Source organism: Pseudomonas parasichuanensis (genome assembly GCF_021601385.1).
GTDB lineage: Bacteria > Pseudomonadota > Gammaproteobacteria > Pseudomonadales > Pseudomonadaceae > Aquipseudomonas > Aquipseudomonas parasichuanensis.
The window spans coordinates 86,085-108,067 of the sequence record NZ_BQHO01000021.1; the positions used below are offsets into that span (position 1 = coordinate 86,085).

At 64.6% G+C, this 21,983-nt stretch carries 21 protein-coding genes; 8 read left to right on the top strand and 13 right to left on the bottom strand.

The genetic code is table 11. From position 1 onward, the window contains the following. Window positions 1–58 precede the first annotated feature (58 nt). Window positions 59–805, top strand: coding sequence for an NRDE family protein (locus L6D77_RS17305; RefSeq protein ID WP_232883018.1), 747 nt, complete (start codon window positions 59–61; stop codon window positions 803–805). A gap of 109 nt (window positions 806–914) precedes the next feature. On the opposite strand, the gene ptsP is transcribed toward L6D77_RS17305, so the two are convergent. Both ptsP and L6D77_RS17315 read right to left on the bottom strand, forming a co-directional pair. Continuing rightward, entirely contained in the window at window positions 915–3,194 is a 2,280-nt protein-coding gene (gene ptsP / locus L6D77_RS17310) for a phosphoenolpyruvate--protein phosphotransferase (protein ID WP_232883019.1), read from the bottom strand. A 22-nt stretch (window positions 3,195–3,216) separates the two neighbouring features. Next, complete coding sequence (locus L6D77_RS17315) at window positions 3,217–3,696, bottom strand: RNA pyrophosphohydrolase (protein WP_003249017.1); 480 nt, start codon at window positions 3,694–3,696, stop codon at window positions 3,217–3,219. A gap of 141 nt (window positions 3,697–3,837) precedes the next feature. On the opposite strand from L6D77_RS17315, the gene L6D77_RS17320 reads away from it, so the two are divergent. After that, a complete protein-coding gene (locus L6D77_RS17320) occupies window positions 3,838–4,494 on the top strand; it encodes a histidinol-phosphatase (protein WP_232883020.1) in 657 nt (218 codons plus the stop codon). 130 nt (window positions 4,495–4,624) lie between these two features. Here the strand turns inward: L6D77_RS17320 and L6D77_RS17325 are convergent, their stop codons facing one another. Beyond that, window positions 4,625–5,050: a DUF2269 domain-containing protein gene (locus tag L6D77_RS17325; protein WP_232883021.1), complete on the bottom strand. Its 426-nt coding sequence runs from the start codon at window positions 5,048–5,050 to the stop codon at window positions 4,625–4,627. A 129-nt stretch (window positions 5,051–5,179) separates the two neighbouring features. Continuing rightward, window positions 5,180–6,694: a threonine ammonia-lyase, biosynthetic gene (gene ilvA, locus L6D77_RS17330; protein ID WP_232883022.1), complete on the bottom strand. Its 1,515-nt coding sequence runs from the start codon at window positions 6,692–6,694 to the stop codon at window positions 5,180–5,182. A gap of 135 nt (window positions 6,695–6,829) precedes the next feature. Between ilvA and rpiA the strand changes: the two genes are divergently transcribed. Further along, on the top strand, window positions 6,830–7,504 hold the full coding sequence (gene rpiA / locus L6D77_RS17335) for a ribose-5-phosphate isomerase RpiA (protein WP_110992109.1): 675 nt from the start codon (window positions 6,830–6,832) through the stop codon (window positions 7,502–7,504). 105 nt (window positions 7,505–7,609) lie between these two features. Here rpiA and L6D77_RS17340 read toward each other — a convergent pair whose 3' ends face one another. The 4 genes from L6D77_RS17340 to L6D77_RS17355 form a co-directional block, all read right to left on the bottom strand. Further along, the gene (locus L6D77_RS17340) at window positions 7,610–8,515 is read right to left on the bottom strand and encodes an SdiA-regulated domain-containing protein (protein ID WP_232883023.1); all 906 of its coding nucleotides are present in this window, start codon (window positions 8,513–8,515) and stop codon (window positions 7,610–7,612) included. Window positions 8,516–8,604: 89 nt separating this feature from the next. Next, window positions 8,605–9,531, bottom strand: a complete 927-nt coding sequence (locus tag L6D77_RS17345; protein ID WP_269807476.1) for an SdiA-regulated domain-containing protein — start codon at window positions 9,529–9,531, stop codon at window positions 8,605–8,607. A 155-nt stretch (window positions 9,532–9,686) separates the two neighbouring features. Further along, the gene (locus L6D77_RS17350) at window positions 9,687–10,352 is read right to left on the bottom strand and encodes a fumarylacetoacetate hydrolase family protein (RefSeq protein ID WP_232883024.1); all 666 of its coding nucleotides are present in this window, start codon (window positions 10,350–10,352) and stop codon (window positions 9,687–9,689) included. 25 nt (window positions 10,353–10,377) lie between these two features. Then, complete coding sequence (locus tag L6D77_RS17355; RefSeq protein ID WP_232883025.1) at window positions 10,378–11,775, bottom strand: FAD-binding oxidoreductase; 1,398 nt, start codon at window positions 11,773–11,775, stop codon at window positions 10,378–10,380. Window positions 11,776–11,946: 171 nt separating this feature from the next. Here L6D77_RS17355 and serA point away from each other — a divergent pair, with 171 nt between their 5' ends. Next, complete coding sequence (serA, locus tag L6D77_RS17360; protein WP_232883026.1) at window positions 11,947–13,176, top strand: phosphoglycerate dehydrogenase; 1,230 nt, start codon at window positions 11,947–11,949, stop codon at window positions 13,174–13,176. Between the two features lie 114 nt (window positions 13,177–13,290). Here the strand turns inward: serA and L6D77_RS17365 are convergent, their stop codons facing one another. Next, window positions 13,291–13,767 (bottom strand): DUF4399 domain-containing protein, encoded by a 477-nt coding sequence (locus tag L6D77_RS17365; RefSeq protein ID WP_110992104.1) that lies wholly within the window; start codon window positions 13,765–13,767, stop codon window positions 13,291–13,293. A 226-nt stretch (window positions 13,768–13,993) separates the two neighbouring features. On the opposite strand from L6D77_RS17365, the gene L6D77_RS17370 reads away from it, so the two are divergent. Next, window positions 13,994–14,470, top strand: coding sequence for a transporter substrate-binding domain-containing protein (locus L6D77_RS17370; protein WP_232883027.1), 477 nt, complete (start codon window positions 13,994–13,996; stop codon window positions 14,468–14,470). 20 nt (window positions 14,471–14,490) lie between these two features. Here the strand turns inward: L6D77_RS17370 and L6D77_RS17375 are convergent, their stop codons facing one another. After that, window positions 14,491–14,991 carry a 2-thiouracil desulfurase family protein gene (locus L6D77_RS17375; RefSeq protein ID WP_232883028.1) on the bottom strand — a complete coding sequence of 167 codons (501 nt, stop codon included), beginning with the start codon at window positions 14,989–14,991 and terminating at the stop codon, window positions 14,491–14,493. Continuing rightward, the gene (locus tag L6D77_RS17380) at window positions 14,978–15,601 is read right to left on the bottom strand and encodes a 2OG-Fe(II) oxygenase (RefSeq protein WP_232883029.1); all 624 of its coding nucleotides are present in this window, start codon (window positions 15,599–15,601) and stop codon (window positions 14,978–14,980) included. The genes L6D77_RS17375 and L6D77_RS17380 overlap by 14 nt, the downstream gene beginning before the upstream one ends. 121 nt (window positions 15,602–15,722) lie before the next feature. Between L6D77_RS17380 and L6D77_RS17385 the strand changes: the two genes are divergently transcribed. Next, window positions 15,723–16,475 carry a DUF2059 domain-containing protein gene (locus L6D77_RS17385; RefSeq protein WP_110992100.1) on the top strand — a complete coding sequence of 251 codons (753 nt, stop codon included), beginning with the start codon at window positions 15,723–15,725 and terminating at the stop codon, window positions 16,473–16,475. Here L6D77_RS17385 and bipL read toward each other — a convergent pair whose 3' ends face one another. Further along, window positions 16,476–17,402: a phospholipase BipL gene (gene bipL, locus L6D77_RS17390; RefSeq protein WP_232883030.1), complete on the bottom strand. Its 927-nt coding sequence runs from the start codon at window positions 17,400–17,402 to the stop codon at window positions 16,476–16,478. Window positions 17,403–17,609: 207 nt separating this feature from the next. On the opposite strand from bipL, the gene L6D77_RS17395 reads away from it, so the two are divergent. Beyond that, window positions 17,610–18,179: a DUF6436 domain-containing protein gene (locus L6D77_RS17395; protein WP_232883031.1), complete on the top strand. Its 570-nt coding sequence runs from the start codon at window positions 17,610–17,612 to the stop codon at window positions 18,177–18,179. Here the strand turns inward: L6D77_RS17395 and L6D77_RS17400 are convergent. After that, window positions 18,158–18,724 carry a sugar O-acetyltransferase gene (locus L6D77_RS17400; protein WP_232883032.1) on the bottom strand — a complete coding sequence of 189 codons (567 nt, stop codon included), beginning with the start codon at window positions 18,722–18,724 and terminating at the stop codon, window positions 18,158–18,160. The two genes, L6D77_RS17395 and L6D77_RS17400, sit on opposite strands and share 22 nt — an antisense overlap. An 86-nt stretch (window positions 18,725–18,810) precedes the next feature. Between L6D77_RS17400 and L6D77_RS17405 the strand changes: the two genes are divergently transcribed. Then, window positions 18,811–21,177 carry a penicillin acylase family protein gene (locus L6D77_RS17405; RefSeq protein WP_232883033.1) on the top strand — a complete coding sequence of 789 codons (2,367 nt, stop codon included), beginning with the start codon at window positions 18,811–18,813 and terminating at the stop codon, window positions 21,175–21,177. The last annotated feature ends 806 nt before the right edge of the window (window positions 21,178–21,983 follow it).

A 21,983-nucleotide genomic window follows, 5' to 3' on the forward strand; every position in this document is an offset into this window, starting at 1 on the left:
AGGTGATGGATCACCACCTCCGGCGCGGGTAGAGTGGCGAAAACACAGGGGACAACCTATGTGCCTGATCGTATTCGCCTGGCGGCCGGGGGCCGCTCGGCCGCTGATCGTCGCGGCCAACCGTGACGAATTCCATGCCCGCCCGACCCAGGCCCTGGCGGCCTGGGAGGATGCGCCGGGGGTGTACGCCGGGCGCGACCTGGAGGCCGGTGGCACCTGGCTTGGAATAGGGCCCCAGGGGCGCTTCGCCGCGCTGACCAATATCCGCGACCCGCGCCAGGCGCTGGGGCCACGCTCGCGGGGCGAGCTGGTGGCGGCGTTTCTGCAGGGTGAACTGGGGGTAGAAGCGTACCTGGATCAGGTCGCCAGCCGCAGCGGGCAGTATTCCGGGTTCAACTTGCTGGTCGGGGATGCCGGGCAGCTGGGCTACCTGCATGCCCGGGAGGCGGCGCCGCGCTTGCTGGGGCCGGGCGTCTACGGGTTGTCGAATGCCGGCTTGGATACGCCTTGGCCCAAGCTGGTCAAGGCGCGTAGCGGGCTTGCGGCGCTGCTCGAATCAGCGCAGCCGGATCAGCTATTGGACTTGCTGGCCGACGGTGAACCGGCTGCGGACAGCGAACTGCCGGAAACCGGCGTGGGGCTGGCCACCGAGCGGTTGCTGTCGAGCGTGTTCATTGCCAGCCAGAACTACGGGACGCGGGCGAGTACGGTGCTGATTGTGGATGACCAGGGGCGGCGGCGGATGGTGGAGCGTAGTTTCGGGCCGTTTGGGGGGCATTTGAGCGAAGTGAGCCTGGAGGTTTGAGTGCAGCCTGTACCGGCCTCATCGCCGGCAAGCCGGCTCCCACAGGTTTGGTGTGATCCTTGTGGGAGCCGGCTTGCCGGCGATGAGGCCGGTACAGGCAACTTCAAATTCAGAGGGTTTTATTGGCCCCAGGCCCGATCATCCGCGCCAGCCCCAAATTCTTCAGCGCCAGCTGCAGCGAGCTGTGGATAACTTGCGGGTTGTCATGGCTCATGGCATCGACCAGCAGTTCCCTGGCCTTGCTCATGTTGATCTGACGCAGCATCCATTTCACTTTCGGCAAGTTGGTGGCGTTCATCGACAGGCTGTCGAAGCCCATGGCCATCAACAGGATCGCCGCGGCCGGGTCACCCGCCATCTCGCCGCAGATGCTCACCGGCTTGCCTTCGCCATGGGCATCGCGCACCACGGTGTTCAAGGCTTGCAGCACGGCCGGGTGCAGGTAGTCGTAAAGGTCGGCGACCCGCGGGTTGTTGCGGTCGACCGCCAGCAGGTACTGGGTAAGGTCGTTGGAACCGACCGACAGGAAGTCCACCTGCCGCGCCAGCTCTTTGGTCTGGTACACCGCTGCGGGGATTTCCACCATCACGCCCACCGGCGGCATCGGCACGTCGGTGCCCTCGTCGCGGACTTCGCCCCAGGCCCGGTGAATGAGGTGCAGCGCCTCTTCCAGTTCGTGGATGCCGGAAATCATCGGCAGCAGGATACGCAGGTTGTTCAGGCCCTCGCTGGCCTTGAGCATGGCGCGGGTCTGCACCAGGAAGATTTCCGGGTGGTCGAGGGTGACGCGGATACCGCGCCAGCCGAGGAACGGGTTCTCTTCCTTGATCGGGAAGTACGACAGCGCCTTGTCGCCACCGATGTCGAGGGTGCGCATGGTTACCGGCAGCGGGTGGAACGCCTGCAGCTGCTCGCGGTAGATCGCCAGCTGTTCCTTCTCGCTGGGGAAGCGCTGGTTGATCATGAACGGCACTTCGGTGCGGTACAGGCCGACACCCTCGGCGCCACGCTGCTGGGCGCGCGCCACGTCGGCGAGCAGCCCGGTGTTGACCCACAGCGGCATGCGGTGGCCGTCCGGGGTGATGCACGGCAGCTCGCGCAGGGCGTCGAGCCCCTGGGCCAGCTGGCGCTCCTCCTCGACCACGTCGCGGTACTGCTTGCGCAGCACTTCGCCGGGGTTGGTGTACACCTCGCCCTTGTAGCCGTCGACGATCAGCTCGATGCCGTCGACTTTCGAATACGGCAGGTCGACCAGGCCCATGACCGTGGGGATGCCCATGGCCCGGGCGAGAATCGCCACATGGGAGTTGCCCGAGCCGAGCACCGAGACCAGGCCGACCAGCTTGCCTTCCGGCACCTCGCCGAGCATGGCGGGGGTCAGCTCTTCGCTGACCAGGATGGTGTTGTCCTGGTACACCAGCGACTGCGAGCGGGCTTCCTGCAGGTAGGCGAGCAGGCGGCGGCCAAGGTCCTTGACGTCGGAGGCGCGCTCGCGCAGGTAGTCGTCGTCCATCAGTTCGAAGCGGTTGACGTGCTCGCCCACCACCTGGCGCAAGGCGCCCTGGGCCCACTGGCCGGTCTTGATGACCTCGGTCACCTCGCCACCGAGGGCGGCGTCTTCGAGCATCATCAGGTACACGTCGAACAGCGCGCGCTCTTCCGGGCGCAGCTGGGTGGCCAGCTTGGCCGACAGCTTGCGCATGTCTTCGCGCACGCCTTCGAGGGCGTTGTTGAACAGTTTGAGTTCGTTGTCGATGTCTTCGACGGTCTTGTCCGGCACCACTTCCAGGTCGGCCGGCGGCAGCATCACCACGGCGCGGCCTACCGCCGCCCCTGGCGAGCCCGGCACACCGACGAAGCGCGCCTCCTGGATGCCCTTGCCCTGGCGGCCCAGGCCGCGGATCGAGCCGGTGGCCTCGGCATGGGCGATAACCCCGGCGAGCTGGGCGCTCATGGTGACCAGGAAGGCTTCCTCGCCTTCATCGAACTGGCGGCGTTCCTTCTGCTGGATGACCAACACCCCGACCACGCGGCGGTGGTGGATGATGGGGGCACCCAGGAAGGAGGCGAATTTTTCTTCGCCGGTCTCGGCGAAGTAGCGATAGCGGGGGTGGTCGGCGGCGTTTTCCAGGTTCAGCGGCTCTTCCCGGGTGCCGACCAACCCGACCAGGCCTTCGTTGGGGGCCATGCTGACCTTGCCGATGGAACGCTTGTTCAAGCCTTCGCTGGCCATCAGCACGAAGCGGTTGGTCTCAGGATCGAGCAGGTACACCGAGCAGACCTGGCTGCCCATGGCTTCCTTGACGCGCAAGACAATGATACCCAACGCCGTCTTGAGATCTTTGGCGGAGTTCACTTCCTGGACGATCTTGCGCAGCGTATTGAGCATGGCTCGGGGTCGGACTCCGTCGTCAGTCGCGCGTCAGCAGGCGCGGGGCTAGCTCTTTCAGGGCGCGTCGGTAGACCTCGCGCTTGAATGTCACCACCTGGCCCAGCGGATACCAGTAGCTGACCCAACGCCAGCCGTCGAATTCCGGTTTGCCAGTCAGGTCCATGCGCACCCGTTGCTCATTGCTCACAAGGCGCAGCAGGAACCACTTTTGCTTCTGACCGATGCACAGCGGCTGGCTGTGGGTGCGCACCAGGCGCTGGGGTAAACGATAACGCAACCAGCCACGGGTGCAGGCAAGAATTTCAACATCGTCGCGCTCAAGGCCGACTTCTTCATTCAACTCGCGGTACAGGGCATCTTCCGGCGTCTCGTCAGGGTTGATGCCACCCTGGGGAAACTGCCAGGCATCCTGGTTGATCCGCCGAGCCCATAGCACCTGCCCGGCATCATTCGTAAGAATGATCCCGACATTGGGGCGAAAACCATCCGGGTCGATCACGGCAGCAACCTCGCAAACGCATGTCGCGGCATTGTTCCACAAAGCTTGCGAGCGCAGCAACGCGCCCCACAAGCTTATGTGCAGCGAGGTGAAAACTCCGTATTGTGCGGGGCTTCCCGAGGGCTTTTGCGAGACACCCCCATGCGCCTGGCTTTATTCGATCTGGACAATACCCTCCTCGGTGGCGACAGCGACCACGCCTGGGGTGACTACCTGTGCGAACGGGGCATCCTCGACCCGGTCGCGTACAAGGCACGCAACGATGCCTTCTACCAGGACTACCTCAGCGGCAGCCTGGACCTGCAGGCCTACCTGGCCTTCTCCATGGAGATCCTGGCCGCCACCGAACCTGCACAGCTGGATCAATGGCACCGCGAGTTCATGCGCGACTGCATCGAGCCGATGATCCTGCCCAAGGCCCTGGCGCTGCTGCAGCAGCACCGCGAGGCCGGCGATCAGCTGGTGATCATCACCGCCACCAACCGCTTCGTCACCGCGCCCATTGCCCGCCGCCTGGGCGTGCGCGTGCTGCTGGCGACCGAGTGCGAAACGCAGGACGGGCGCTATACCGGGCGCAGTACCGATATACCCTGTTTCCGTGAAGGCAAGGTGACGCGGCTGAACCGCTGGATGCTGGAGAACGGCTTCGACCTGGAAGACAGCTACTTCTATAGCGATTCGCTCAACGATGTGCCGCTATTGGAACAGGTGAGCCATGCAGTGGCGGTGGACCCGGACCCGAAGCTGCGCGCCGAGGCCCAGACGCGGGGGTGGCCGGTCGTTTCGTTGCGCGATTGAGATAGCCGGGGCCGCTTTGCGGCCCTTTCCGGCCGGTCCGGCGCCCCGGCAAGGCCGCTCCTACAGATGAACGCATTGCCTTGTAGGAGCGGCCTTGTGCCGCGATGGAGGGCGCAGCCCTCCCCTTGCCTTAGACGGGTTTAGCACCCATCAGCCCGGCGATGGACAGGAAGCACACGCCGCTGAACACCGCCAGCGCCAGGGTGAACTTCAACCCCACCACCTCGGCCTTGCGCAGCCGGTTCAACCGCACCAGCAGCCACCACACGGCAAACGCGCCAACCGTATAGATGACGCTGGACGCCAGCACCCAGGTCTGCCCCAGCGGCCAACCCACCAGGTGCACCAGCCACCAGCCGGTGAACGGCATGCTCACCAGGCACAGGCCCATCAGCAGCCAGACGAATACCAGCGGCCGGCGCAGCAGTTTGGCGTAAGCCTCGGCATCGCCTTTGCGGCGGGCGTAGCCGGTCCAGATCGCCAGGCCCAGGGCGCCCAGCAACAGCAGCGCGGTGGCGAGAATGTGCAGGGTTTTGAGGGTGGTCAGGTGTTCCATTTTGAAAGTGTCCTTCAGCAGGCCTTTTTGCGCTCCCCTCTTCGCGGGTAAACCCGCTCCCACAGGGATCGCGCTGAGCCTGTGGGAGCGGGTTTACCCGCGAAAGGCTCCTACGCCCAGCTTAGCCAGTTAACCCAAGAACAGCCGGTACGCCGGGTTCTCGGTCTCGTCCCAGTACGGGTAGCCGATCTTGGCCAGCGCCGCCGGCACCAGGTGACGCTCGTCTTCCGGCACCTGCAGCCCCGCCACCACGCGGCCATCGGCGGCGCCGTGGTTGCGGTAGTGGAACATCGAGATGTTCCAGCGCCCGCCCAGCTTGTTGAGGAAATTGAACAGCGCCCCCGGCCGCTCGGGGAACTCGAAGCGCAGCACGATTTCGTCGCTGGCCCCGGCCGAATGGCCGCCGACCATGTGGCGGATATGCAGCTTGGCCAGCTCGTTGTCGGTCAGGTCGGTGACCGGGAAGCCTTGCTCGGTCAACTGCTGCACCAGCGCCGCACGCGGGTCGGTATCGGGATGGGTCTGCACGCCAACGAAGATGTGCGCCTCGTCCGAGGTGTGCTTGCGGTAGTTGAATTCGGTGATCTGGCGCTTGCCGATGGCCTCGCAGAAGGCCTTGAAGCTGCCCGGGCGCTCGGGGATGGTCACGGCGATGATCGCTTCGCGCTTCTCGCCCAGTTCGGCGCGCTCGGCAACATGGCGCAGGCGGTCGAAATTGACGTTGGCGCCGGAGTCGATGGCCACCAGGGTCTGCCCGCTCACGCCCTTGAGCTCGACGTACTTTTTGATCCCGGCCACGCCCAGTGCGCCGGCAGGTTCGGTGATCGAGCGGGTATCGTCGTAAATATCCTTGATCGCCGCACAGATCTCGTCGGTGCTGACAGTGATCACCTCATCCACGTGGTGCCGGCAGATGTCGAAGGTGTGCTGGCCGATCTGCGCCACCGCCACACCGTCGGCGAACAGCCCGACCTGCGGCAGCACCACGCGCTCGCCGGCGGCCATGGCGGCCTGCAGGCAGTTGGAATCGTCCGGCTCGACGCCGATCACCTTGATCTCCGGGCGCAGGTACTTCACGTAGGCGGCGATGCCGGCGATCAGGCCGCCGCCGCCGACCGGCACGAAGATCGCATCGAGCTGGCCCGGGTGCTGGCGCAGGATCTCCATGGCTACCGTGCCTTGGCCGGCGATGGTGTGCGGGTCGTCATAGGGGTGGATATAGACGAAGCCCTTCTCTTCGACCAGCTTCAGCGAATAGGCCAGCGCCTCGGGGAAGGAATCGCCATGCAGCACCACTTTGCCGCCGCGCGAGCGCACGCCCTCGATCTTGATCTCCGGGGTGGTCTTGGGCATCACGATGGTGGCCTTGATGCCCAGCTCGCGGGCGGCCAGGGCCACGCCCTGGGCGTGGTTGCCGGCCGAGGCGGTGACCACGCCACGGGCCAGTTCTTCCGCGCTCAATTGCGCCAGCTTGTTGTACGCCCCACGGATCTTGAACGAGAACACCGGCTGCAGGTCCTCGCGCTTGAGCAGCACCGTGTTGCCCAGGCGCTTGCTCAGCTGCCCGGCGCTGTGCAGGGGGGTTTCGACGGCAACGTCGTAGACGCGCGAGGTGAGGATCTTCTTGACGTACTGTTCGAGCATCGGGAAAGCATCACTGGGCCGCGGGACAAGGCCTGGGAGTCTACCGCAGCGCTACGTCGGGCGACCACAGCAAAGCCGTGCAAGCCGTTATACTAGGCCCCTTTCGATTTCCGCCCAGCCCCTCCCGGAGCCCGCATGACCCAGGACCAACTCAAACAGGCCGTTGCCCAGGCCGCCGTCGACCTCATCCTGCCGAAACTGGATGAAAAGAGCGTCGTCGGTGTCGGCACCGGCTCTACCGCCAACTTCTTCATCGATGCCCTGGCCCAGCACAAGACCGCCTTCGATGGCGCCGTCGCCAGCTCCGAGGCCACCGCGCAGCGCCTGAAGGGCCATGGCATCCCGGTCTACGAGCTGAACAGTGTCAGCGAGCTGGAGTTCTACGTGGACGGCGCCGACGAAAGCGACGCCCACCTCAACCTGATCAAGGGCGGCGGCGCGGCCCTGACCCGCGAGAAGATCGTTGCGGCCGTGGCCAAGACCTTCATCTGCATCGCCGACGCCAGCAAGCTGGTACCGGTACTGGGCGCCTTCCCGCTGCCGGTCGAAGTCATCCCCATGGCCCGCAGCCATGTGGCGCGCCAGCTGGTCAAGCTGGGCGGCGACCCGGTGTACCGCGAGGGCGTGCTGACCGACAACGGCAACGTCATCCTCGATGTGCACAACCTGCAGATCACCGACCCGGTGGCGCTGGAAAGCCAGATCAACGCCATCGTCGGTGTGGTCACCAACGGCCTGTTCGCGGCGCGCCCGGCGGATGTGCTGTTGCTGGGTACCGCCGAAGGCGTGAAAACCCTCAAGGCCGAGTAAAGCTCGCGAGGGCTGCGCCCTCGTATCGCTGGCAAGCCAGCTCCCACAGGGTATGTAACAGCCCTTGTGGGAGCTGGCTTGCCAGCGATGAGGCCGTCAAGGCATTCAGTTGGCCGGCTGCTTGAACACATAGAACAGGTTCGGCTCGCTGACCAGGTAGAGCGTCCCGGCGTCATCCATGGCGATCCCCTCCGCCTGCGGCACGGCCTTCTGCAAGCCCTGGAAGCCTTTGCGCAATGACATCGTGCTCAGCGGCCTGCCCTTCACGTCCAGCTCCAGCACCAGCCGCGACTCGTCCGACAACGCCAGCAGATGCCCGCTGCGCTCGTCGTACTGCAGGCTCGACAGGTCCCTCACGAACAACCGCCGGTCACGCTTGCGATCCTGTACCACATGCACCGCGTAGGGTTTGTCGGGGTTGTCATGGGGGAAGCCATGCACCTCGTAGATCACCATCGGGTCGCGCTCCTTGGCCACGAACAGGCGCTTGCCGGTCGAGTCGTAGGCCAGCCCTTCGAACCCCTTGTTGCCATTGAGGCCAATCCCCAGGCTGAGCTGCTCGGCATCGTTGGCATCGAGGAACAGGGTATCGTCGTCCAGGCGCACACGAATCAAGCGCTGTTGGCGCTCATCGGTGATCACATAGGTGTTGGGGCCCACATACTCCACCGCTTCGGGGTCGCCGAAGCCGGTCAGCGGCACCCGGCGCAGAATCCGTCCGTCCAGTGACAACTCGACCAGCTCGGACTTGGCATTGGTAACGGTGAACAGGCTCTTGCGGTCGGGGTCGTAGGTCAGCGCCGAGATATCGTCGTCCAGCCCGATCACGGGCTGCGCCTCGAGCACCACCTGGTAACGGTCCAGGCCCATGCTCTGCTGCGCGGGCTGCCACCAGGCCTTGAGGTTGAACCAGCCGCGCTCGAACAGGCGGAACTCTTGCCCCGCCGCGCCGGCCAGCAGCAGTAGAACAATCAGGGTGACAGCAGAGATCAGGCGGTGGTGACGGCGCATTGGGGCAAACTCGGCAAAGTGAGCGCGAATCTAACCATCAGCAACTGAAGTTAAGCTTAATGCCACCGTAGGACTTTTCTGAACGCCAATCAGTTCTTCTTGAAGCGATAGAACAGGTTGGGCTCGCTGACCACATAGAGGTTGCCCTGGTCGTCCATGGCCACGCCCTCTGCGCGGGGAATCCGGCTATTGAGGCCATTGAAACCGCCGAGCAGGGTCATGAAGCTGACCTGCTCACCTTTTTCATCCAGCTCCAGCAGCAGGTTCGAGTCCGCCGACAACAACAACAGGTGGCCGGTGCGGGGGTCGACACCCAGTGCCGAGAGGTTGCGCAGGTCGAGTTCGTCGCTGGGCAGCGACTGTTTGTCGCCCTTGAGCGGGCCGCGCCCATCGGTGCTCCAGGTATACAGCTGTGGCGGGCGCTCTTCGCCAATCACCAGGCGCTGGCGCATCGGGTCCCAGACCACCGCTTCGAAGCCCTTGTTGCCATTGCCTGCATCTCCCAGGCCATAACTGTGGAAGTCGGCGCGGTTCAGCGTTGTGGTACTGGCATCCACCTTTACCAGGGTCAGATCATGGTTGCGTTCGTCGACGATGGCGATCAGGCCATCCTCCAACACTGCCACCCCTTCCGGGTTGGACCAGCCCACCAGCGGTATCTTGCGCAGCACATCGCCTTCCAAGGTGAGCTCGACCAGGAACGGGTGCTTGCCCATCACCGCGAACAGGGTGCGGGTGTGAGGGCTGTAGGCCAGGTCGGAGGCTTCGTCCTTTTCCATGCCTGGCAGTGGCTTGGCGTCGATGTCTACCACGTAGTCCGGCAGCCAGATGCTCTCCTGGCGTTCAGCCTGGGTCTCGAAGCGCTCTTTTATCCACAGCATCCCGCGATCGTCCCAGTGCATGGCCACGGCCAGGCCATAGCCGATCAGCACCAGTGCGGCGAGCCAGGCCGGCCAACGCAGCAGCGCGTGACGTTTACGGGTGGGCGGAACAGGAGCGGTGGACGGGATAGCCATTTGCAAAGTCCTGATGATGGGCCGTGATGTCTTCCTTAACGTCGGCGAATGAACATGAAACTGCGCATTATCCGGATCGTTTGTGAAAAAAACGACAAATTGCCATCAGGTAATGGCCACACGACGGCAGCAGGGCTACCGTCGCACCTGCGGAGTCAGAGCACGCGGCCTTCGAACCGGCTGACGCCCGGAAGTTCCAGCACCAGCTCGTCACCGACATTGAACGGCCCCACGCCCGCCGGGGTGCCGGTGAGAATCACGTCGCCCGCCTGCAACGAGAACATCGCCGCCATGTGCTGGATCATCGGCACGATCGGGTTGAGCATCATCGCGCTGTTGCCATCCTGGCGCACTTCGCCATTGATGGTCAGGCGGATGCCGATGTCGGTGAGGTCCTCGAACGTGCTGGCCGAAACGAACGGCGGCAGTACACAAGCGCCGTCGAAGCTCTTGCACAGCTCCCACGGCAGGCCTTTTTCCTTGAGCTTGCTCTGCAGGTCGCGCAGGGTCAGGTCCAACGCGGGGGCGAAGCCGGAAATGGCGTCGAGCACTTCTTCTTCGGTGGGGTGGGGCGACAGCGACTTGCCCAACAACACGGCAATCTCGGCCTCGTAGTGCACCGAACCGCGCTCGGTCGGGATCTTGAAACCACCCTCAAGTGGCACCACGCAACTGCCCGGCTTGATGAACAGCAGCGGCTCGCTGGGGATTGGGTTGTCCAGTTCCTTGGCATGCTCGGCGTAGTTGCGGCCGATGCACACCACCTTGCCCAGCGGGAAGTGGATGCGCGTGCCGTCTACGTACTGGTGCTGGTAACTCATGGCCGACTCCTGTGAACACTGCTTTTTATTCGGGAGCAAAGATCTTACCCGGATTCATGATGCCGTTCGGGTCGAACACCGCCTTGATCGCCTTCATGCAGGCAATTTCATCCGGGGAGCGGCTGTAGCCCAGGTAATCACGCTTGGTCATGCCCACGCCGTGCTCGGCAGAGATCGAACCGTTGTAGCGCTGGACGATCTCGAACACCCACTTGTTGACCTTGGTACACGAGGCGAAGAAGTCGTCCTTGCTCATGTGGTCAGGCTTGAGGATGTTCAGGTGCAGGTTGCCGTCGCCGATATGGCCGTACCAGACCACTTCGTAGTCCGGGTAGTGTTGGGCGACGATGGCGTCGATATCACGCAGGAACGCCGGCACCTTGGACACGGTGACCGAGATGTCGTTCTTGTACGGGGTCCAGTGGGAGATGGTCTCGGACAGGTATTCGCGCAGCTTCCACAGGTTCTTCAGCTGCGTCTCGCTCTGGCTCATCACCCCGTCCAGCACCCAGCCCTGCTCGACGCAGTGCTCGAAGGTGGCGAGCGCTTCGTTGGCCACCTCTTCGGTGCTGGCTTCGAACTCCAGCAGGGCATAGAACGGGCAGTCGGTGGCGAAGGGCGCGGGCACATCGCCACGGCCCATGATCTTGGCCAGGCCTTTATCGGAGAAAAACTCGAAAGCGGTGAGGTCGAGCTTGCCCTGGAAGGCGTGCAACACCGGCATGATCGCGTCGAAATCCGGCGTGCCCAGCACCATTGCGGTGAGGTTGCGCGGCGCGCGGTCCAGGCGCATGGTCGCCTCGACCACGAAGCCCAGGGTGCCCTCGGCGCCAATGAACAGCTGGCGCAGGTCATAGCCGGTGGCGTTCTTGATCAAGTCTTTATTGAGTTCGAGCAGCTCGCCCTTGCCGGTGACCACCTTCAGCCCGGCGACCCAGTTGCGGGTCATGCCGTAGCGAATGACCTTGATCCCGCCGGCATTGGTGCCGATATTGCCGCCGATCTGGCTGGAGCCGCTGGAGGCGAAGTCCACCGGGTAGTACAGGCCCTGGTCCTCGGCGAACTGCTGCAACTGGCGGGTGATCACGCCTGGCTGGCAGACCACGGTGCGGTCGAACTCATTGAAGGCGAGGATCTGGTTCATGTTGTCGAAGGCCACCACCACTTCGCCATTGGCAGCGACTGCGGCGCCTGACAGGCCAGTGCGCCCGCCAGATGGCACCAGGGCGACCTTGTGCCGGTTGGCCCAGGCGACGATGGCCTGGACCTGCTCGGTGGTCTTGGGGAAAACGATGGCGCTCGGCGCGGGCGGATAATGCTTGGTCCAGTCCTTGCCATAGGCCTCGAGCGAGGCCGGGTCGGTGAGGACCTTGCCAGGGTCGACCAGGGTCATCAGCTCATCGATTACTGCAGACTGGGTCATCGCCGGAACCCTCGACTTATTCATAGTCACCCTGAGTACTCTTCACCTGTCGGGATAAGCTCAGACCGAGTCGCGTATGCTAGCATAGCCCTCCCGCTGTTCGTGCTAAGGCCGACGCCGCGCCGCTTCAACCCCCCTCGCCATTTTTCTCCGGGATACAGGTTTACGCAGATGAGCAAGACTTCTCTCGACAAGAGCAAGATCAGGTTCCTTCTTCTTGAAGGCGTCCACCAGAATGCGGTGGATACCCTCAAGGCTGCCGGGTATAGCAACATCGAATACCTCACCGGCTCGCTGCCGGACGCAGAGCTGAAGGAAAAGATCGCTGATGCCCACTTCATCGGCATCCGCTCGCGCACCCAACTGACCGAAGAGGTCTTTGACTGTGCGAAGAAACTGGTCGCGGTCGGCTGCTTCTGCATCGGCACCAACCAGGTCGACCTGAGTGCGGCCCGCAACCGCGGCATCGCAGTATTCAATGCGCCCTACTCCAACACCCGTTCGGTCGCCGAGCTGGTGCTGGCCGAAGCCATCCTGCTGCTGCGCGGCATCCCCGAGAAGAACGCTTCCTGCCACCGTGGTGGCTGGATCAAGAGCGCGGCCAACTCCTTCGAGATCCGTGGCAAGAAGCTGGGCATCGTCGGCTATGGCTCGATCGGCACCCAGCTGTCGGTACTGGCCGAGAGTCTGGGCATGCAGGTCTACTTCTATGACCCGCTGACCAAGCTGCCGCTGGGCAACGCCACCCAGATCACCAGCCTGAACGAGCTGCTGGGGCTGGCCGACATCGTCTCGCTGCACGTTCCCGAGCTGCCATCCACCCAGTGGATGATCGGCGAGAAGGAAATCCGCGCGATGAAGAAGGGCGCGATCCTGATCAACGCCGCCCGTGGCACCGTGGTCGAGCTGGACCACCTGGCCGCCGCGATCAAGGACAAGCACCTGATCGGCGCCGCCATCGACGTGTTCCCGGTCGAGCCGCGCTCCAACGACGAAGAATTCGAAAGCCCGCTGCGTGGCCTGGACAACGTGATCCTGACCCCGCACATCGGTGGCTCCACCGCCGAAGCCCAGGCCAACATCGGCCTGGAAGTGGCCGAGAAGCTGGTCAAGTACAGCGACAACGGCACCTCCGTGTCGTCGGTCAACTTCCCTGAAGTGGCCCTGCCGGCCCACCCAGGCAAGCACCGCCTGCTGCACATCCACGAAAACATCCCGGGCGTGCTCAGCGAAATCAACAAAGTATTCGCCGAGAACGGTATCAACATCTCCGGTCAGTTCCTGCAGACCGACGAGAATGTGGGTTACGTGGTCATCGACGTCGACGCCGAATACTCGGACCTGGCCCAGGAAAAACTGCAGCACGTCAAAGGCACTATCCGCTCGCGCGTACTGTTCTAAGTTTGCTGGCTGCATGAAAAAGGGAGGCCCTGGTGGCCTCCCTTTTTTATTGGCGATTTGAACCCAATCCTGTGGGAGCAACTGTCTTGCGCAGTTTTTTCTGTAGGAGCGGCCTTACTTGACGTTGACGGTAATCTTCTGCGACTCGACGCTCGGCTTGAACGGCACGTGGTACTTGTCGCCCAGCACCAGTTGCAGGGTGTGCTTGCCCGGCGTGAGGGTAATGGTCGCCTCGGTCTGCGCCTTGCCGAAGTGCAGTACCTGCGGGCCGGCCGGCAACGGGGCATTGTTCTCGGGCATCAGGCTGGTGGGCAGCGGCATGTCGGCCACCGGTGCCTTGTCGACATCCACCAGCAGGTGGTGATGGCCGCTGTGCGCGGTCTGATCACCGGCAGGCTTGAGGGCAATACCCTCGATACCGAACTTGACGGTGAAGGTCTTGTCGACCGTGGCGCCGTCGGCGGGGGAAACGATGAAGACCTTGGCGCCTTCCGGTGGCTGCTCGCTCTTGAGTGCATCCGCGGCACTGGCGAACACCGACGCCCCCATCAGCAGACCGGCAACGGCAGCACGCGAAAATAGGCTTTTCATTCACTTCTCCTGTCATTCACTTCAATTGACCGCTATCACTAAAACGAAGCAAAGCGGTTATTCACCATAGTTCATCTGCGTCGGGGAAGGTTCAGAAAAACGCCACAGAAATAGTTGCAATGGCGTTAAACATTACCCAAGTCCTGGGGTCATAGGCTGCGTTCGACCGGGCGAGGAACAAGCTGCGGCGAATGACATTCATCTGCCATACAAGTAAGGGGCTCTCATGCGTTTGACCATTGGCGTACTGCTCGCAGTACTGTTCTGCCCATTGGCCCAGGCCGAATTGATCGACGAAATCAACGACCGTGGCGAACTGCGCATTGCCGTGCTGAGCGATACACCGCCCTACGTACTAAAAGAAGACGAGCACCTGACCGGCTTCGAAATCGAATTGGGCCAGGTCCTGGCCAAAGAACTGGATGTGCGCGCCGAGTTCGTCGAGGCCACGGCTGAGGAGGTATTGCCGGGTGTGGTCAGCGGCAAGTACGACATTGCCTTCAACAAGCCTCAACCCGAACAGGCACTGGACCCTGAACTGGTAACCAGCCAGCCCTTCAGTGACCCGCACCTGGTGATCCCCTTCCAGAAAGGCAACCCAGCCTTCGAGAGCGCCGTGAACAATGCCCTGAAGCGGATCGAGAGCGATGGCCGGCTGGCAGCGCTTGAAAAGAAATGGCTGCAGAGCGAAGCGCAGAAATGAGTACCTGCTGACGCTGGTGCCTACAACAGACTTGCCAGCGCCCGCTCGGCGTCGTCCAGTTCCAGCTCGCTGAACACCTGCACCCCTTCACGGCGCAACAACGCCGTGGTGACACCCTCCCCCGGCACTTTCACCCCTGTGAAAGTGCCGTCGTAAGTCTGCCGGTTACCACACGACGGGCTGCCGGACTTGAGCACCGCCACCCGGATGCCATGCCGGCGCACCAGTGCCAGCGCCAACTGCGCCCCGGCCATGAACGCCGCGCTGACATCCTCGCCGCTGGCCGTCAGTACCTGGGCCTGCCCGTCCAACACTTGGCCACCCTGCCCGCCCGGGATCTCCGCTGCGGGGCGAGGTGTCGGCAGGCCTCCGGCCACCTCCGGGCACAACGGCACCACTCGGCCCTCGGCCTGCCAGCGCTGCAGCAGGTCGGGGTGGCCGCTGGCGCGCCCGTCGTAGCGCACCGGCTGGCCCAGCAGGCAGGCGCTGACCAGGACTTTCGGCCACTCAGAACGGGTCATTGCCACGGCGGCGGAACCAGCCCGTCAGCGACAGGCGCTCGCGCCCGGCCGGCAGGACTTCATGGGGAATGGCACCAGACAGGAACACCACCAGGCTGCCGGCAACCGGCTGCACGTCATGCTCGACATCGCCGTCGAGGAACATGCGCAGCTGCCCGCCATCGTCCGGCTGCCAGCCTTCATTGAGATAGAACACGGCAGACACGGTGCGCCGGTCGTCGTCGCGGAAGCGATCCAGATGGCGGCGGTAGAAGGCCCCCGGCGGGTACAGGGCAAAGTGACACTCGAAATCCTCGAGCCCGAGGAACAACCCCTGGTTGATGGCCTGGCGCAGGTTGTCCATGGCCCCCAGGTAACGGTCGCAGGCCTCGGATTCGCCAGGGTCGATCCACTGGATCTGGTCGCCACGAATGGCTTCGCGCACTTCCTGCGCGGCGCCACGCCCCACCCCGGCAGGGTTGAGTTCGCCTTCGGCATAACGGCGCCGGCACTCGAGCGCGAGCTCACGCGACAGCTCGTCGGGGAGAAAGAGGGTTTGCTGCGACCAGCCACGGGTGGCCAGGTCGTCGACGATTGCCGACAGCATGGGATGTTCGCAAGGATTGTGCATGGCGCATCATAGCCATTCGGCCTGCCCGCGCACAGCGCCACTTGGTCAGGAAGCGCCCCCGGCGACTCGACAAAGCCCCGCCATGCCAAGGACAATGGCGGCCTGACGACAGGAGTCCTGAATGCGCCGTCTGTTTTCCCTGCTTCTGCTGATGATCTGCACCATGCCTGTCTGGGCAGACAACCTCGATCAGCTGTACAAGGCCGCCGGCTGGCCCGACCAGCGCGCCCATTTCAACGATGCCGTGAGCGCCGCCCAGCAGCGCTACCGCAACAGCCTGCCGCCTGCGGTTTACCAGGCGCTGGTCAACAACAGCAACCAGCGCTTCCAGGCCCAGGCCATGGACCGCCGCGCCCAGGCGCAGTTGCGCAGCACCCTCAAGAACCCGGCACCGGCCCTGGCCTTCTTCCAGTCGCCGCTGGGGCGCAAGGTGGTGGCCGCCGAGCTGTTGGCCACGCGCAAGGACCAGTTGGCCAAGAACGCCAAGGGCCTGCCGAAGATCCAGGCCAGCGACAATCGCCAGCTGATCATCGGCCACCTGGCACAGGCACTGCCCGCGCGCGAGGCCGGTGCGGAAGTCAGCCTGGCCATCGCCGGGGTGGCCGCCGACAGCCTCAGCTCGATGATCCCCGGCCTGTTCGGTGGCGGCCAGACCCAGAGCCTGCTCGACGGCCAGCGCCAGCGCCTGATGAACCAGGTCGGCGAAGACCTCGACAACACCCTGCTGTATGTCTATCGCGACCTGTCGGACGCCGAGCTGGAACAGTTCTCCACCTTCGCCGAATCGCCGGACGGCCAGGCCTACTACAAGGCGGCGGTAAGCGCAGTGCGCGCCGCCCTTGCAGTGGGCCAGAACGCCAACGACCTGAACTGATCAGCCCAGGCGCTGGCCAATGAAGTCGAAGTAGCGCCGGCGGATGCCCGGCAGCTCGTTGGCCAGGTGGTGCCGGGCCTCGGGCAGCATCAGGATCTGCGGCTCGGCGAACTTGGCCTTGAGCACCTTGAGGTTATACGGCCAGTCCACCGTCGCGTCCGCTTCCCCCTGTACGATCAATGGCCGCCGCGCGCTCTGCGGCGCGGCCTCGATGCGCCTTACCCACTTCATCAAGGCCCCGACCCAGGCGGTTGGCAGGCGCCGTGGCTGCAGCGGGTCGGCCTCCAGGAACGGCAAGAACGCCGGGTCGTTGGTGTTTTCGCTGAAGCGCCGCTCGATGCCGTTGACGAAATGGCGCAGCACCCGGTAGCTCAGCTTCGACCAGCCCCAGGCGCGGGGGCGCACCAGCGGCGCCAGCAGGATGACCTCGCCGTCGGCGGGGCTCTGCCCGGCGCAGTGCAACAGGTGATCGACCACGATCGCACCGCCCGTGCTTTGCCCGCACAAGTGCCAGGGATGTGGCAGCTCAAGCCGGCGTGCCTGCTCGAACAGCGCATCGAGGGCCTGCTGGTAGACGGCGAAATCGTCGATGCTGGCCCGTTCGCCGCTGGACAGCCCGTGCCCCGGCAGGTCACAGCTGATCACCGCATAGCCTTGCCCCAGCGCCCACTCGATCACATGCCGGTACAGCCCCATGTGGTCGTAGTAGCCGTGCAGCAGGAACAGCGTCGCCACCGGCTGCGCGGGCAACCAGACCTGGCCCACCAGCTCGAAGCCCGCCGCACGAAAGCCGCCAAGCCAGCTGGGCACGCCCAGGTCCAGGCCGTAGAAGCGCTGGTAGTCGCGGGCTTGAGCAGACAGCGGTTGACGTTCGGCAAGCGGCGCCAGGCTGGCGCGCAACAGGTCGGGCTGGAAAGCGGCAGGCATCGGTACATCCACAACGAAGCGAGTATTGATCTGGGATATTCAGGTCTGGGCGATGACATGGCAAGCTGCAACCCCACTCAACGGGCGGCACGCCGACCCTGTGGGAGCGGGTTCACCCGCGAATGCGAGGGTGCTGCCACTACCGCCTTCGCGGGTGAACCCGCTCCCACAGGGGCATGCGCCGCTCACAGGCTCTGCAGACTGCCCATGCCAATCCGAATCACCCAGTCATTGCTCGGCGCCCTCGCCGCCCTGCTCTGCGCCGCCGCCCTGTGGTGGGCCTACGACAGCTTCCAGGCCCGCTACCTGCGCCCCTTCGACAACCAGGCCACGCTGTTCGACGGCAGCCTGCTGCGCCTGCCGCCCGAACTGGCCGGCCCCGGCCCGATCCGCGTGGTGCACTTCTGGGACCCGGCCTGCCCGTGCAACGTCGGCAACCAGCAGCACCTGGGTGAGCTGGTCGAGCACTTCGCCCCGCAGGGGGTCAGCTTCCACGTCGTGCAGCGGCCCGGCAGCCACGGCCAGCTACCCGCCAACCTCGCTGTGCTCAAACCCTTGGCCGGGCTGCCCGGCAGCGAACACCTGCCAGCCACGCCCGCCGTGGCGATCTGGGACCGCAATGGCGACCTGGCCTACTTCGGCCCCTACAGCGAAGGCGCGGTGTGCAATTCGAGCAACAGCTTCATCGAACCCATCCTCAAGGCCCTGAATGAAGGGCGTCGAGTGCAGGCCAGCAACACCCTTGCCGTGGGCTGCTACTGCCCCTGGGCCGGCTGACGCACCCGCGCCGGGTTACCCACCACCACCGCCCCCGCCGGCACATCGCGGGTGACCACGCTGCCGGCACCGACCACGGCGTTATCGCCGATGGTCACCCCCGGCAGGATGATCGCCCCGCCGCCGATCCACACGTTGTCACCGATGGTCACCGGCCGCCCGCTTTCCAGGCCACTACGGCGAAGCTCGGGGTCGAGCGGGTGGTCGGCGGTGTAGATCTGCACCGCCGGGCCGATCTGGCAGTCGGCGCCGATGCGCACCGGCAGCACGTCGAGGATCACGCAGTTGAAGTTCATGAAGGTATTGGCGCCAACGCTGAGGTTGTAGCCGTAGTCGCAATAAAACGGCGGGCGGATCACCACACCGTCGCCGACGCTGCCGAAGTGCTCGACCAGCAGCCCGTGGCGCGCCTCGTTAAGCAGCTCGACACTGGCGTTGTAGCGGTGCATCCAGTGCTTGTTGGCGATCTGCTCGGCCTGCAGTTCCGGGCAGCCAGCGTGGTAGAGCTGGCCTTGCAGCATCTTCTGTTTTTCGCTGAGGGACATGGAAACTCCTTGTTGGGGCTATGCTCAGTGCGCGAATCCGCCGATGATCGGACCACATTTTTCGCTCGAGTGCACAAGGAGTCTCGATGAAGCGCAGCCTGACCCTGCTGGCCGTGGTGATTGCCGTGGCCGCCGCCGGCACCGGTTACTGGTATGTGCAGGGCAAGCAGCCCCAGCGCGATGGCGAACTGGCCCTCAGCGGGCTGCAGGCGCCGGTCACCGCCCGTTATGACGCACGCGGCGTGCCGCACCTGCAGGCGCAGAACGAGCAGGACCTGTACCGCGCCCTGGGCTACGTGCATGCCCAGGATCGCTTGTTCCAGATGGAGATCATGCGCCGCCTGGCCCGGGGCGAGCTGGCCGAGGTGCTGGGCGACAAACTGCTGGCCACCGACACCCTGTTCCGCAGCCTGCGCATCCGCGAGCAAGCCGCACTGATGGTGCAGCGCCAGGACCGCCAGGGCCCGGCCTGGATTGCCTTGCAGGCTTACCTCGACGGGGTGAACCGGTGGCAGGCCAGCCACCCCAAGCCGATGGAGTTCGACCTGCTCGGCATCACCCCGCGCCCGTTCACCGCCGAAGACACCCTGAGCATCGCTGGCTACCTGGCCTACAGCTTCGCCGCCGCGTTTCGCACCGAGCCTGCGCTCACCTACATCCGCGACCAGCTCGGCGCCGATTACCTGAAGATCTTCGACCTCGACTGGCAGCCCGACGGCGCCATCGCCACGCCGCTGGCCGCCGCCGACTGGCGCAGCCTGGAGCAACTGGCCCGGCTCAGCCACGAGGCCTTGGGCGATGCCGGAATCCCCCAGTTCGAAGGCAGCAACGCCTGGGCCGTGGCTGGCAGCCGCACCCGCAGCGGCCGCCCGTTGCTGGCAGGCGACCCGCACATCAGTTTCGCCGTGCCGGCGGTGTGGTACGAGGCCGAGCTGTCGGCGCCGGGCTTCAACCTGTACGGCTACTTCCAGGCGCTCAACCCGTTCGCCCTGCTGGGCCACAACCGCGACTTCGGCTGGAGCCTGACCATGTTCCAGAACGACGACGTCGACCTGATCGCCGAAAAGACCAACCCGGCCAACCCCGAGCAGGTGATGGTCGATGGCCGCTGGCAGGCCCTGGAAAAAACCGAGCAGCAGATCGCCGTCAAAGGCGAGCAGCCGGTGCCCCTCACCCTGCGCCGTTCGCCCCACGGCCCGATCGTCAACAGCGTGCTGGGCAACAGTGCCGGCGCCGCGCCCATCGCCATGTGGTGGGCGTTCCTGGAAACCGACAACCCGATCCTCGAAGGCTTCTACCAGATCAACCGTGCCGACACCCTGGGCAAGATGCGTGAAGCGGCAGCCAAGGTGCAGGCGCCAGGGCTGAACCTGGTCTGGGCCAACGCCCGTGGCGATATTGGCTGGTGGGCGGCGGCGCGCCTGCCGATCCGCCCGGATGGGGTCAACCCGGCGTTCATCCTCGACGGCAGCAGCGGCCAGGCCGACAAGCCAGGGTTCTACCCGTTCAGCGTCAACCCACAGCAGGAGAACCCGGCCAGCGGCTACATCGTCTCGGCCAACTACCAGCCACCGGCGGTGGTGCCGGTGCCCGGCTACTACAACCTGGCCGACCGTGGCCGCCAACTGGACCGCCACCTGAACAACCCGGACATCAAGTGGGACACCCAGAACACCCAGGCCCTGCAGCTGGACACCAGCAACGACTACGGCCCACGCACCCTGGCGCCGCTGCTGGGCACCTTGCGCAGCGTGGCCCAGGGCGACGAAGAGAAAGAGCTGGTCGAACAGCTGGCCGCCTGGCGCGGCGACTACCCGCTGGATTCCACCAGCGCCACGCTGTTCAACCAGTTTCTCTACGAGTTGGCCTTCGCTGCGCTGCATGACGAGCTGGGCGATACCTGGTTCCCGATCCTGATCAGCACCCGCGCCATCGACGCGGCCCTGCCGCGCCTGGCCGCCGACCCGGCGTCCCCCTGGTGGAACCTGCGCGGCGGCAATGAACACACCGACCGCAGCGCCATCGTACGGCTGGCCTGGCAGCGCAGCCTCAAGCATCTGGGCGAGAACTTCGGCAAGGACCCGGCCAGCTGGCAATGGGGCAAGGCCCACACCCTCACCCACAACCACCCGCTGGGGGTGAAAAAGCCGCTGAACCTGCTGTTCAACGTCGGCCCGTTCGCCGCCCCGGGCACCCATGAGGTGCCGAACAACCTTTCGGCGAAGATCGGCCCGGCACCCTGGCCAGTCACCTACGGCCCGTCCACCCGCCGCGTGATCGACTTCGCCGACGCCGGCGCTGCGCTGACCATCAACCCGGTCGGGCAGAGCGGCGTGCCGTTCGACAAGCACTATGGCGACCAGGCAGAGGATTACATCGAGGGGCGCTACCACAAGGCGCGGATGGGGGTGATTCCGGCGCAGAGCACGCTGCGGCTGGTGCCTGGTAATTAACACCCAGGTCGAGGGCGCGGCCCTCGCCAGGGCCGATATCGCATCAGGGTTGCCAGGTGCCTGGCTGTTGATTGCATCGGGGCATGCAGGTGCTTGCCACAACTCTTGCAGCGCCTATGAGATCGAGCGCCGCCCGCGCGGCGCATCGCTGGCAAGCCAGCTCCCACAGTTTGTTTCGGGCCAGTTATTCCTGTGGAAGTACCGGCGCCTGCCTTGGTGCATGCCTTGAGTCATGCGGGGCGGCGGCAACGCCCATGCTGAAACCGCGTCGTACCAACAAGACGGACAGTGATGACCTTGCAGGAGTAACTGGCCCGAAACAGATGTGGGAGCTGGCTTGCCAGCGATGCGCCGCGCGGGCGGCGCTCGATCTCAAGAGCGCTGCAAAAACACCGGCGAACACCTGGTGGCCGTGATGCGGTCCAGCGCCAGACCTTCCCAGCCTCAAGCATTTTTGCGACTTGCCAGAACCCCGTACGACATTTCCGAAACTGAAACCAAATCCTACAGCTCCGCATAGCTTGGGACGTATCCTACGCGGCTTGCGGAAGCTTCGATGTTGTCGGTGGAATCCCTCAGGAATAACTTCCTCGGGTCGCTATTTCAGGCGACCGGGCGTGAGACACCCGGCAGGCAAACGGAAGCACCGCTTGATGGTGGTCGTGCGCGGGCAGGCTATGCCTGGCCGGGTTTTCCGTATGCCCCGGGTCTCAACCCGTGCACGACTGCCACCCAAATCCGTGAGACGAGGAGGACGGCAGTTCTGACTACGCATACGGAGATTCGTCATGAAAAAACTCGTCCCC